General features: G+C 70.6%; 14 protein-coding genes. 2 read left to right on the plus strand and 12 right to left on the minus strand.

What is annotated here, in order from left to right; all coding sequences use genetic code 11:
- Window positions 1-5 precede the first annotated feature (5 nt).
- The 12 genes from ACQ860_RS14505 to ACQ860_RS14560 form a co-directional block, all read right to left on the minus strand.
- Complete coding sequence (locus ACQ860_RS14505; protein WP_431304047.1) at window positions 6-1172, minus strand: hypothetical protein; 1167 nt, start codon at window positions 1170-1172, stop codon at window positions 6-8.
- Window positions 1173-1211: 39 nt separating this feature from the next.
- Window positions 1212-1670: a hypothetical protein gene (locus tag ACQ860_RS14510; protein ID WP_431304048.1), complete on the minus strand. Its 459-nt coding sequence runs from the start codon at window positions 1668-1670 to the stop codon at window positions 1212-1214.
- On the minus strand, window positions 1667-2002 hold the full coding sequence (locus ACQ860_RS14515; RefSeq protein WP_431304049.1) for a head-tail joining protein: 336 nt from the start codon (window positions 2000-2002) through the stop codon (window positions 1667-1669). Before ACQ860_RS14515 ends, ACQ860_RS14510 begins: the two co-directional genes overlap by 4 nt.
- Complete coding sequence (locus tag ACQ860_RS14520) at window positions 1999-2205, minus strand: hypothetical protein (protein WP_431304050.1); 207 nt, start codon at window positions 2203-2205, stop codon at window positions 1999-2001. Before ACQ860_RS14520 ends, ACQ860_RS14515 begins: the two co-directional genes overlap by 4 nt.
- Window positions 2202-2603, minus strand: a complete 402-nt coding sequence (locus ACQ860_RS14525) for a M15 family metallopeptidase (RefSeq protein ID WP_431304051.1) — start codon at window positions 2601-2603, stop codon at window positions 2202-2204. Before ACQ860_RS14525 ends, ACQ860_RS14520 begins: the two co-directional genes overlap by 4 nt.
- Window positions 2604-2605: 2 nt before the next feature.
- Window positions 2606-2953 carry a DUF2190 family protein gene (locus ACQ860_RS14530; RefSeq protein ID WP_431304052.1) on the minus strand — a complete coding sequence of 116 codons (348 nt, stop codon included), beginning with the start codon at window positions 2951-2953 and terminating at the stop codon, window positions 2606-2608.
- 91 nt (window positions 2954-3044) lie between these two features.
- Window positions 3045-5165 carry a prohead protease/major capsid protein fusion protein gene (locus tag ACQ860_RS14535; RefSeq protein WP_431304053.1) on the minus strand — a complete coding sequence of 707 codons (2121 nt, stop codon included), beginning with the start codon at window positions 5163-5165 and terminating at the stop codon, window positions 3045-3047.
- A 23-nt stretch (window positions 5166-5188) separates the two neighbouring features.
- A complete protein-coding gene (locus ACQ860_RS14540) occupies window positions 5189-6424 on the minus strand; it encodes a ubiquitin-activating E1 FCCH domain-containing protein (RefSeq protein WP_431304054.1) in 1236 nt (411 codons plus the stop codon).
- On the minus strand, window positions 6421-7914 hold the full coding sequence (locus tag ACQ860_RS14545) for a phage portal protein (RefSeq protein WP_431304055.1): 1494 nt from the start codon (window positions 7912-7914) through the stop codon (window positions 6421-6423). Before ACQ860_RS14545 ends, ACQ860_RS14540 begins: the two co-directional genes overlap by 4 nt.
- The gene (locus ACQ860_RS14550) at window positions 7914-8150 is read right to left on the minus strand and encodes a phage head-tail joining protein (protein ID WP_431304056.1); all 237 of its coding nucleotides are present in this window, start codon (window positions 8148-8150) and stop codon (window positions 7914-7916) included. The genes ACQ860_RS14545 and ACQ860_RS14550 overlap by 1 nt, the downstream gene beginning before the upstream one ends.
- 12 nt (window positions 8151-8162) lie before the next feature.
- Complete coding sequence (locus ACQ860_RS14555; RefSeq protein WP_431304057.1) at window positions 8163-10130, minus strand: phage terminase large subunit family protein; 1968 nt, start codon at window positions 10128-10130, stop codon at window positions 8163-8165.
- Window positions 10127-10729: a hypothetical protein gene (locus ACQ860_RS14560; RefSeq protein ID WP_431304058.1), complete on the minus strand. Its 603-nt coding sequence runs from the start codon at window positions 10727-10729 to the stop codon at window positions 10127-10129. The genes ACQ860_RS14555 and ACQ860_RS14560 overlap by 4 nt, the downstream gene beginning before the upstream one ends.
- 127 nt (window positions 10730-10856) lie before the next feature.
- Between ACQ860_RS14560 and ACQ860_RS14565 the strand changes: the two genes are divergently transcribed.
- Entirely contained in the window at window positions 10857-11093 is a 237-nt protein-coding gene (locus ACQ860_RS14565) for a hypothetical protein (protein ID WP_431304059.1), read from the plus strand.
- A 95-nt stretch (window positions 11094-11188) separates the two neighbouring features.
- Window positions 11189-12019 (plus strand): DUF3489 domain-containing protein, encoded by an 831-nt coding sequence (locus tag ACQ860_RS14570; protein WP_431304060.1) that lies wholly within the window; start codon window positions 11189-11191, stop codon window positions 12017-12019.
- Window positions 12020-12082: the final 63 nt, after the last annotated feature.

The raw sequence follows: 12082 nt of genomic DNA on the forward strand, positions 1-12082 counted from the left end.
CTCCATCAGAATTGAGCCAGGAAGAGCGGGCTGTCCGCCCCATCGAGCTGGAAGGCGATGTCCAGCTGCCCGAGCCCGTCGCGCTCGCCCGGCCGCATGCCGGTCGCCTTCGCCGCTGGCGCGATCACGCAAAAGCGGTTCCCCGCGGTGACACCGAGGATCGCCATCAGTGACATCGCCGTCCCCTGGCGAAAGGCGTTGAACAGCGCGACCGCGGTGGTGGTGTTCATCAGCGGATCGATGGCCCCGCGCGCGTCGCGCTCGACGGGCACGGCTGGGTCATAGCCCTCGGCCGCCTCCGGGTTGTCCGGCAGGGTGACGCTGACGCCGGCCTCCAGCATGACGCGCCGAGCGCGGGCGACCTGCTGGTTCAGCTGGCAGCGACCGCCGACGAAGCGCGGCGGCGTCGGGCGGATGGTGGTGTTCCAGCCGGTCGGCAGCGCTGCGGTCGCCTTGTCGAGCATCTGCGCGCGCAGCTCAAACACGAGAAAGCCGATGCCGCCGGTGGAGAGCTCGAGGCTCCAGGTGCCGACCGCGCCGGTAAAGCGCCAGCGCAGCCCGTCGGCGTAGAAGTAGAGCGTCGCCGTCCGGTAGACCGCCTCGTCCGAGGTCGGACTGTAGAGCACATGCGGCGGGATTTGCGCGAGCGTGGTCACCGTACCGGCGGTGGCCATGGTCTCGCCGAGGGTGGCGACGCGGGCCACGGTGTAGTCGGTGATGCCGGTGGTGAGCGTTCGGTCGCCGGTAAGCAGCAGCGGCATGCCGCGATAGAGCTGGGCGGTTGCGGCAAAGGGCGTGGCGAGCGTCAGCGAGGTGGTGGTGCCGGCGCTGGCGGCGGTGGGCGCGCCGATGGCGGCCGCGGTGAGGCCCTCGGCCATGGTGCAGCAGCGCATCAGCCGGCCCCATTCCGGCGCGGTTGCGGCGGTGCCGGAGCCGCGCAGCGGGATGCGCAGGCGAATGCGCGGCTTGAGGCCGCCAACGATGGCGGGCGAGCGGTCGAGGGAGCCGGTAAGCTCGGGGTTCTCGACAGTGACCGGGTCGAAGTCGATCTCGACATCGGCGGCGAGCCAGTCGGCGGCCGCGGGAGTGCCGCCGATGGAATCGACGCCGGCGGTGGTTTCGATCTTGGCCGCGATGGCGGCAAAACGCATGCGGACGAGGTCGATGCTCATCGCGCGGCTCCTTTATGGCTGTGAGGGGTGGGGCGGCGGTCAGGACGACCAGGGTCCGCCGGCGGGGCCGATGGCGAGGATGGTGAAGCGCGCGAGGAATTCGCCGGCGGGGCGGGCGGTGTCCTCGGCCTCATAGAGACGGAACTCGGCGCCCTGTTCGGCCACGTCGCCGAGGTCCGGGGTGGCGGGCGTCCAACCGGCCAGCGCCGCCACGCTGCGGGCGTGCAGCAGGGAAAGCGCCTGTTCGGCGGCGAGGTCAGTGGTGCCGGCCGCGAAGCCTGAGACGCCAAAGCCGATGCGATAATGCGTGCGGCCCGGCTCCTGCGTGTCGTCCGCCTCGAGATCGTCGCCGCGCACCACCAGCCGCGGCAGCGGTTCGGCGTCGGTGTCCACCGGGGCGCGGCGGGCCCGTTCCACCGCGACGTCCGCCAACTGCGTCGCCAGCCGTTCGGCGATGGCGGCGAGCGCGGCCTCGCGCAGCGGGACGGTGCCGCTCATGAGGAGCGCGCCAGGGACAGCCGCCAGGACAGGCCGAGCGGATCGGGATCGACCTCCTCGACCTTCCAGGTCTCCGGCGGCGAGAGCCGGCGCAGAAGGTCGCCGCGGCGCGGCGTGTCGGGGGCGAGTTCGGCGGCGCGCAGTGTGGCCTCCAGCGCACCAGCGCGGGCGCCCGGCCCGCCCAACCCAGCCACCTCATCGGCAGGCGCGGACAGCAGCACGCGCAGGGGGCGCCAGACCCCGCTACCCGCGGCCCGCCACTCCGCGTCGGTGGCCATGTTGGGGTCGGCATGCAGCGTGGCCAGGGCCGCGGCGAAAGCGGCGCCGCTCATCGCGGGGGTTCCTTCGGTGCGTCGGGCAGCACGGTCTTGGCGGCGGCGGCCAGTGCGCCCAGGGCGGTGGCGACGCCGATGGCGCTGTCAGCCAAGTTGCGCAAGTCGAGGCCGGCGAGATGCGCCAGGAGGATGATCGCCACGAGCAGGGACACGCCGGTATGCGTGCCCTGCTCGCGCAGGCGAGCGAGGAGGTAGGTCACGGATAGATCCTCCGATCGAGTTCGAAATGTGGGCCGTCCGGAAAGGAGGCCCAGTCGCCGCCCCAGGCGAGGGCGACATCCTCCGCGGCCGCGGCGTTTTTCATCGCGGCGGCGATCCTGTGGGCGAGTGGCCAATCCCAGCGGATTTCGCCGGCCTCGGGCGTGCCGTCGTCGTCGTCCAGCCAATAGGCGAGGTCGATGGCGTGGCCGGTGAGGTGTCGGCTGTTCATGGTGCGACTGGCGCCGATGGCGACGAGGCGCGCCTGGCGCTCCCGGCTGCGCATCCCCTCCACCACGATGAAAGGAACCGCGAGGCGAGCCCGTTCCACGACGCGGACGAGATCGGGATGCAGGCCAGCCAGGCGCTGATGGTCGCGCATGGTGAAGGGCGTGCGCATGGTCACGACCCTGAGGGCGGCACGCGGTTGAGCCAAGCGCGCACCGTCGTATCGGCGGCGAGCGCCGCGAGGCTGGCGATGCCCACCTGGAAATTGCCGGTCGCGGTGGTGGTGAGGCGGCGATTGGTGTCGTCCCAGAAGAGCCGCGCGCCGGCGGTGATGGCCAAGGCCGGCTGTTTGGTGATGTCGAAGACGCCCTTGGTCTGGCATTCGATCACGGCGTTCTGGACGCCATCGACGGCGGCCACGCCAAAGATCGCACCGACCAGAACGCCCTGGCCGGAGGTGACGCCGCTCGCATAGGGGACGGCAAGCGCCAGGCTGTCGCCGGGCTGCACGTAGTTGCGCATGGGGATGAGGTCTCCAGAAACGCATAAGCCGCCCGATGGGGCGGCCTCTGCATGGATTGGTGATGGATGGAGTGATGGGTGGCGGTGGGGATCAGGTGCCGGGATTGAACCAGGCGCCGCGCCAGTCGATGGCGCCCACGCCGAAGTCAAAGATCACCGAGACCTCGACGCCATCCACGCCCTGGACATTGCCGGTGGTGACCTGCGGTCCCTCGGCGCCATTCAGGTAGCCATAGACATAGACCGGGGCCGCGATCGGGTCCGAGAAGAGGTACCAGCGGTTGGCGCCGATCTGCGGCTCCACCAGGGGCTGCACAAAGCCCGCATAGACATTGGCGTTGCCGATCTGCGCTGCCGCCACGCTCACGGTCAGCTGCCGCGCCGCCATTTCCTGGTTCGGCCCCACCAGCAGCCGCATCTGCGCGCCGACGGCGATGGGCAGGCCGTCGAGGGTGCGCTGGCGCATGATGGCAGCCCGACCGGCGGCCAGATTCGTCAGGTCGAGAGCGCTCCCGGCGGCGGCCTTATTGGCGCGGGCCGCGGCGGTGCCGAAGACGGCGGCCGCGCCGGTGGTCAGCGTCGGCCCATCGCCATTGGCCGAGTTCAGCAGGCCATAGGCAGTCGCGTTCTCGAAATCGGCCACACGGCGGCCGATGGCGGCGGCGAAGTCGGTAAAGGCGCCGAGATCGTCATTCACCAACATCTGGCGGGTGACGCGGATGCGCCGCGCGAAGGTCTGCAGAAACACGAGCTCCTGGCTCTCGGACATGGTGCCGGCCTGCACCTCGCCATTTTCGGTGAGCGGCAGGAGCGTGGGAAAATCGCCGACGCGCAGATGGCGATGCGGCTTGAAGTCCCGAAAGTCGCGGCGGAGAAAGATCTGGCGATAGCTGGGCGCGGCGGGCGCATAGGCGGCGAGCAGCATCTTGTTGGCGGCCGCCGAGAGCAGCGCTGGGAAATCACTGGTGGTCTGAAAGGCGCGCTCGGCCAGGATGGTGGGGTTGCGCGGCACTTGGCGCTCACCGCGGCGGCGGATGAGCTCCCCGATCATGTCGGAGGGGCGCCAGCCCATGAATTCGCTGTGGCGGCCGGCGCTGGGGGCGGTGCTGGGCGGCCGGTAGCCGGGCATGGAGCGTGCGGCCAGCGCCTCGGCCATGGCGTCGATGATCTGCGCCGGGTCGTCCTGGGCGGGCCCGGTCTCGGGGCGAGCGGGCAGCGAGGGTCGGGTGGCGCTGCTGGTGAAGGCCTCCCAGAGACGACCTCGCAGCACCTCGGGCGAGATACGCTCACGGATAGCGGCCTGACGCAGTTCGTCGAGACGATCCTCGTGCAGCAAGCCACGGGCGCCGGCGAGGACCGGCTCGTAGCCGGCGATGCGCTCCACGGCGGTCCGTTCGGCCTCGGCGCGGATGGCGTCCAGGTCGGGCGCGGGCGCTGCGCGCGTGGGCTCGGGAGGAGTGATGGGCAGGGTGGCGGGCGTCGTGGTCACAGGGTTCTCCTGGGCGATGGTGGCGGGCAGTGCGGGTGCATCCGATTGCGGGGTCGGCGTGGGGTCAGGCATGGGGGCTTCCTCGGTGGGGATGGGGTCAGGCAGGGCGGGTTCGAGGGCGATGGCAGGGGCGCCCTGTGGCTCCTCGCCCCGCACAACAGCGGCTGCATCCGCGGGGATGGGCACGATGGAGATCTCGAAGGGCTCCCAATCCACCGCGTGGTGGATGGTCTGGCCGGTGGCGGCGTCGGGCGCCTGGTCGTAACGGTGCACGCGATAGCCGACGCTGACCGCGCGCAGCGTGCCATCGGCGATGCGCTGCCAGACCGGCTCCACATCGGCGGCGGCGCTGAATTGCAGCGTGGCATGACCGCGGCCGGCCTCCAGGCGAGCCGCAACGACCCGACCCAGCACGTCGCGCGCATCGCCCCGGCGATGGGTGTTGAGCACCGGGGCACGGCCTGAGCGCAGGCTGTCCATCCGCACGGCGGAGGGCGCCATATCCAATTCCTCGGTGATGAGACCGAGGGAGGGGACGAAGTTGCGAGCCCGGGCGCCGGTGGACCACACCACCTCGACGGTGCGGGCGGCACGATCGACCGTGATGGGTGCCGCCAGCGCACGGCAGGCGGTGATCGATAGCCCAGCGGTGGGAAGTCGATCGGGCGCGACAGTGGGTTCCGGCGCGGCATCGCCGCCGCCCGGGTCGGTGGTGTCGGTCATGTGGGTGTCCTGGGTGGAGCGCCTTACGGCGCGGCGTAGCCCTGCAGATTGGCGACCACGACGCTGCCGGCGGTGACCGCCTGGATGTTCAGCGCCGTGTTGGCGGTGCCCCGCAGTGGGCTCGGGAAGGTGATGTCGAGGAAGGCGCTATTGGCCGGCATCAGGCAGCGCCAGAGCACCGTCGCGCCATCCTTGATCTGGAACTCGCTCGCCGTGGCCGAGGTATTCTGCACCTGCAGGCCCGTGACGTAGCTGCGGATCCCCACGCCGGCCGCGGCCCGCACGGCTGTGTCGGTGGCCGTGGTGAGGCCAGTGATCGGCCCGGCATAGGACCAGTCGAGCTCAGGGAGCGAAAAGGGCTTGGTGACCAGCGCGCCGACCAGCGTCGCCAGCAGATCCACGCCGCGGCCGGTGGTCACCGCCACCGGGTTCGCCGAGGCACCTGTCGCCACCAGCACCGGCAGCGCGCCAGTCGTGTTGCGGGCCTGGCCGCCCACCGTGCTCACCGCCGGCATGCTGACCACGCCGACGGCCACGCTTTGGCCGGCCACCGACTGGCCGCGGCCGGCGGTGATTTCCGCCGTGAGCTCGGCATAGTCCTGCACGGCGATGTACTGCACCACCGCATTCGTGCTGCTGGCCGGCGGCGTCGCCGCGTTCAGCCAGCGCAGGCGCACCTTGTAGAGCGCATTCGGATCCGGGATCTGCTGGTGCCGGCGATAGGAATTGGCCCGGCCCGTGGTGGCGTCGAGCGTGCCACCGTGGAACCAGGCCTCATCCGCAAAGGGCTCGATTTCATAGACGCCACCGCTCGCCGTGGTGGGGAAGGTCGAGCCCGCCGAGGTGAGCCGCGCGAGGCCGCCATTCTGCACCTCGTACTTGGCCAGCGTCGCCGTCGTGCCGTCGAAGAGCAGACTGAGAGCGTGCAGCCCGTCCGGCACTCCGGTCTCCCGGTTCACGCTGACGGCCTCGACCCAAAAGCTCTGGTTGGCGAGACGCTGCGACAGCGTCAGGCCGATCGACAACCGGAAGGGCACGGTGAAGGTCTCGGTGCTGAGTACCCAGGTCTCGGCATCGGCTGTCGCGCCGCTGGCCATGGTGAGGAGGCCGCTGCCGACGCTGATGGTGGCGCCGCTGCCGATCTGGTTGGTCCATTTGCCCGGGTTGAGCTCGGCGCCGGTGAAGCTGTCGCGCCATTTTTTCTGGACGGACTTCACCTTGAGCATGTCCTCGACGGGATCATAGGCACCGGTGGTCATGGCGATACTCCTGGATTGGGGGTGACGCCCGCATCCGCACGCGGCGCTGCGGCGCCGGTGGCGGCGATTTCTATGGCGGCGAGCTGGGCCGCGTCCTGGGCGGCGCCGGATTTGGCAACGCGGCGTGGGTCGGTGTCGAGCGACAAGCCCGCATCATCGAGCAGGGCATTGGCCTCGCGGATCATCTCGACCACCTGGCGGAAGTCGTAGCCGAAGGCTCCGACCGCCTCGGGCTGCGGCACGAAGCCGGCGCGGACCTGGGCGATCAGCGCCGTTGTGTCCTTGAGCGGGTCGATCATCTCGTGGGCGGGCGGGACGTGCGACAGGCCCTCTGGGACCTCCGCGCCCCACAACCCGAGCAGCGCGCCCTGCGCGTGGAAGCGGTCGGCGATGGGCCGGACCAGCATCGGGATGAGCATGCCGTACTGGACCTGCTCGCAGAGACGGCGGAACTCGATCTTGCCGGCGCGGAGCGACGAGTAGTTGGCCTGGGTCAGGTCGCCGGCGACCTGGTCGTAGGTCAGGCCTGTGCCGACCGCCGACGCTTCCAGCGCGCGGCGCGCGAAAGCAGCATGCGATCCACCGCCCGAGGGGTTCACCACCTCCACGGATCCCATTCCGCGGCGATACAGGATCATGCCTGGCTCGAAGCTCTCGACCGTGCGGCCCTGGGCATCGCGCAGCAGGCCCGACGCCGGCCCGGTCATGGCCTCGTCGCCATCCTCGGACACGACCGCCGCCAGGCACGCCTCGATCTTGGCCTTCATGAGGAGCGCCGCCTCGTAGTCGCCGAGGTCGCGCAGCCGGTTCAGAACCGGCGCCAGCCAGGAGACGTCACGCAGCTGGCCCGGCCGACGCTTGCGATAGATGTGCAGCACGTCCCAAGCTGGGACGTACTGACTAGTCAACCAGGTGGCGCCCCCCGGCAGCATCCAGGACGCGCCGGGATGCACGCGGTGCAGCCAGTAGCCGACCGGCTCACCCGCCTCACCGAGCCCGATGCCCTGCAGCGTGGGGACGCCCTCGATGACGCCCTGCCGTGCTGTGTCGAGGTGATCGCTCTCCAACACCTGGAGCCGAAGCCCGATGGGATTGGCGGGCGTGATGTCGGCCGGCAGCAGACGGACGAAGCATTCCCCGCTCTCGACCACCGCGCGCATGACCAGGGCCTGGAGGCCATAGAGGTCGAGCCGGCCCTCGGCATCGCAGGCGGTGCTATCGGACCAGCGGCGCCAGGCGTCGGCGTGCGCCTTGTCCGGCCAGCGGGTGGTAATGCCGGCACCCACCGCGTTGCCGCTCCAGAGATCGACGATGCGGGCGGCGTAGGGATCGTTGCGGACGGCGTCGCGGGCGCGGCGCGCGACGGTGGGGGCGGCGGCACCGACCTCGGCTGTGGCGCTGCCGCCAGAGGCGGCCCAGCTAGAGGCGCGGCTGTCCTGCGCGGCGGCATAGCCGCGCAGCGCCTGCCAGGCATCGCGAAGACGCCTCATCACCAGCTTCCCTCGCGCGAGAAGCTGGCGAAGGTGACGCTCGGACGGCGGGCGGCTGTGTTCTCGGCGCCGTGCAGCACCGACAGCGCACGGTCCAGTTCATCCAGCGAGCGGTACTCCACGGTGCGTCCATCAAAGGTCACGCGCGTGGTGCCGCCGGTGAAAGCCGCGGCCAGCACAGCCGCGCGGCTGGTGGCAGGCTGAGCCAGCGCCCAGGCGAGGACGGTCGGGTCCATATTCGTCCTCCTTCAGCGAAGCCAGCCGTTACGCGGCGCGAGCCAGCCACGTGGGCGTGTGTTGGTGGTGCTGTTCTGCGCAGCACCATCCGCCTGGGTCGGTGCGGCGGGTTCCGCGGCGGGCAGCGACAGCGCATCCGCCATCCGCGCCCAGCGCCCGTCGCCCCAGCCATCCATGCCGAGGGCTGCCGCGGCTGCGCGGGCATAGACCCGGCAGTCCAGCGCCTCGTTGCGCTCTCGCGTCTTGACCCATTCGAGCCGGCGAAAGCCGTTGCGGCCGGCGCGCGCGACGAACTGCTCGGCCGTGAGCTGCCGGCAGAACTCTTCGCCGGCCGCGTGCAGCGGCAGGTGGACAAAGCCTGGCGGGAAGGGATCGCCGCTTTCCGCGGTGGGTCGCTCCAGCTTCAGCCAGCCATAGGTCTCGCCCTTCAGGAAGGACGAGCCGACCGGCCAGACCTTCAGCCCGCCCAGCTTGCGGCCGTTCCGCCGCACCTCCGTGGCCGAGGGCTGGCCGAGCGCCGCGCGCAGCCCGTCATGACCCTTCACGGCAATGGCCCGACCGGCACCGGCGCGACGCACAAAGGCATAGACCTCGGCGGTGGTCATGCCATCGCCGCTGTCGATCGCCGTCATGGCGAGGCCAAGCCGGTGGCCGGAGGCATGCCGCCAGGTCTCGCCCAGCAGGCCCCGCAGTTCGTCCCAGACCGCCGCCTCAAACGGATTGCCCACCAGGATGCGGTGCTCGATCAGCCAGGACTGCCGATCCTGCGCCCAGGCCCAGATGCTGGCCTCGAGCCGATCGCGTTGCACGTCGACACCGGCGGTCAGCAACAGCCCCTCGGCAGCGACCGTGCCGGGGGCCCATTCCTCGCGGCGGTCATAGAGCCGCTGCCAGTCCGGGGCCTCCCCGCTTTCCTGCCAGGTCTCACCCAGGACAGTGTTGCGAAACGTCTTGATGGCGCGGTCGTCGCCCTGCGCCGCCTCCCAGTCCCGCACCGTCTGCGACCAGGAGAACCAGCCGACCGGCGAGTAGAGCGCCGAGATGTGGAAGCCGATCGCGTGTGGATCCTGCGGGATGGCGGTGGGACGCCATTCGCCGCCGGCCAGCATGGCGGTCTTGTGCTGCTCGCCGATGGCGCCATCGCAGGCCTCGCAGAGGTAGCGGGCGCTGTCCGGCTCGCCCTTGTCCCAGACCAGCCGCTCGAAGCGCAGCCACTGCATCGTGGCACAGTGCGGGCAAGGAACGAAGAACCGCCGCTGGTCGGAGGCGAGGTACTCCCGCTCGATGCGCGACAGGCCGGAGATGGTGGGCGTGCTGACCAGGAAGGCCTTGCGCCGCCACCCGAAGGTGCGGGCCCGGGCCTCGGCCAGCGCGACCGGATCACCTTCGCCCTCGACATCGCCGGGATAGGCGTCGACCTCGTCCAGGAACAGGAACCGCGCCGACATGGAGCGCAGCCCGACCGCGCTGTTGGCGCCGGTCATCACCAGCTGGCCGCCGGGGAACTCCTTGCTGAGCTGCCGGTTGCCGCTGTCACGCGAACGCGCCGGCGCGACGCGCTGCCGGATGGCCGGCGTCTCCTCGACCAGCGGATCGATGCGCTGGTCGGAGAAGCGCTTGGCCAGTTCTGTGGTTGGCTGCACTGCCAGCATCGGGCCAGGGGAGTGGTGGATCACATAGCCAATCCAATTGCTCCCGCAGGTGGTGGCGCCAACCTGCGCCCCCTTCATGAACACAACCCGCCGCGCGGGATGCAGCGGCGAGAGCGCATCCATAACCTCGCGCAGATAAGGGGTGCGGGCGGTTCGGTAGGGACCGGGCTCTGCCGAATCCCGAGAGCCGAGCATGCGGTGCTTATCGGCCCAGTCCGAGACCAGCAGCGCGGGCTCTGGCGCCATGCCGTCGCGCCACGCCTGCAGGATCTCGGCGGCGCCGTCGAAGTTGCCAAGCTCGCCGATGATCTGTTCGCCCGTTATCATGCGACCGCCATCCGCACGTCATTGCGATCGGCCAAGTGCTGCCGCAGCCGCGCATCCATCAGCGTCTGCAGCCGATGCGCGTCGACGCCGAGTTCGGCCGCCAGCTCAGCGGCGATACGGGCTGGCCAGGCGAGGATGGCATCGCGCTCCTCCTTGGCGAGGCGGTGCACCAGCATGAGCGCGCGAGCTTTCTCGACCAGTTGGCCGCGACGCTCATCGAGCCGGAGCTTGCGCTCCTGCGCCTTGAGCATCTCGTTGGCGGTGCGGGCATTGTGGAAGCTGCTGCCGCCCGCGGAGGGTGTCGGCAGCGGTTCCGGAATGGACGGGGCGACGACTGCCGGCCGCGGCGGGGCCGGGGCCCGGGGCGGCGAAGGCGCAGGCTCGACCAATACCGGCGCCACCATGGCTGCCGTCTTCCGGGCCGGATCGCTGCTCGCAGCCAGCCGCGCGCGGACCTTCTCGACGTCCCAGCCGCCGTTCGGCTCCTGCGCGATGCGGCCGGACTGGGCGGCCTTCTGCAGCGCGGTGTGCGAGATGCCGAGGCGCCGCGCCACCTCGCGCTGCGAGGACACCAGCGCATCAGAAGCGGCTGCGATCATGATGTGATCGAACCCCTCCGATCTGAGCAATTCGATGAGCGCGAGATGCGCTTGGCTCGGGCGTGGTGCAGCGCGAATGGTCCGTCACGCGCAGAGCATCACGCCCTGCACCACGACGGAGACCAGCATGACCGACCGCACTGCCCGCGCCGCCCGCAACCAGGAAAACAGCCTGGCCGCCTTCCTGGCTAAGAAGGCCAAATTCGACGCCCTTCTCGCGGAACTGGCGCAGGCCAGCGAGGACCATTTCGGCGCGGACCCCGAGACGGTGCTTTGGGGCGAAGCGGCCTGGCTTTCGGATGCCACCGCGAATCTGAAGGACATCGCGGACCAGCATTTCCGCCGCGGCGAATACGAAGCCTGACGCGGCCCCCCCGCACCGCCCCGACCGGGTTCTGCCCGGCGGGGCTCCCGGCAGTAGGGGCCGATGACCGGCACCCAGAACCGGAGACCAACACGATGACCCAGCTTTCTGACACACAGCGCGTGATCCTGAGCGCCGCAGCCCAGCACGAGATGGGCCTGGCCCGCGCGCCCAAGACCCTGCCGGCCGCGGCGCGCAATGCAGTGTTCCGCAGCCTCATCAAGAACAACCTGCTGACCGAGATCAACGCCCCGCGGGACTTCGTCGGGCTGGGCTGGCGCCAGGACGAGGACGGCACCTGGATCGTGGCGCGCATCACCGACGAGGGGCTGCGCGCCATAGGCATCGACCCGAACGACGGCGACGCGGTGGCACACACGGCGCCCACGGCGGCGCCGGACGCCACGCCGGGGGAAAGCCCCGCGCCCGCAGCCGACCCCGCCCAGGCCGCGCCCCTGACGGAGGAAATTGCCCTGCTCGACCAAGTCCTCGCGGAACGCGCCGCGACGCCACGCGCCAGCCTCCGCGACACCGCCGCGGCCATCCTTGCCGCCTGGGATGATCAGGCCGCTCGATTTGGGACGCATGAAGGCGACCTGACTGGGGCGCTCGACGCGCCGATCGCGGCCCTGCGCGCCGCGCTCGCGAGCAAGCCCACCCACGCCCCGCGGGACGCCAACACGCCGCGCAAGCCGCGGGAGGGCACGAAGCAGGAGCAGGTGCTGGCCATGCTGCGCCGGCCCGAGGGCGCGACGGTCGCGCAGATCGCCGAGGGCACAGGCTGGAACAACAACACGGTCCGGGGCTTCCTGGCCAGCCTCAAGAAGAAGGGCCACGCGGTCGAGGTGATGGAGCGGATCCGCCAGGTCGGCCCGAACAAAGAGGGTGCGCGCGGGAGCTTTACAATCTACCGCATCGCTGAGTGACGACCAGGCGGGTGTTTCCAAACGGCAGCGTGCCAAATGGAAACACCCTCCCGGCAGTCGAAG

The sequence above is a fragment of the Sediminicoccus sp. BL-A-41-H5 genome (genome assembly GCF_050632405.1).
Lineage (GTDB): Bacteria > Pseudomonadota > Alphaproteobacteria > Acetobacterales > Acetobacteraceae > Roseococcus.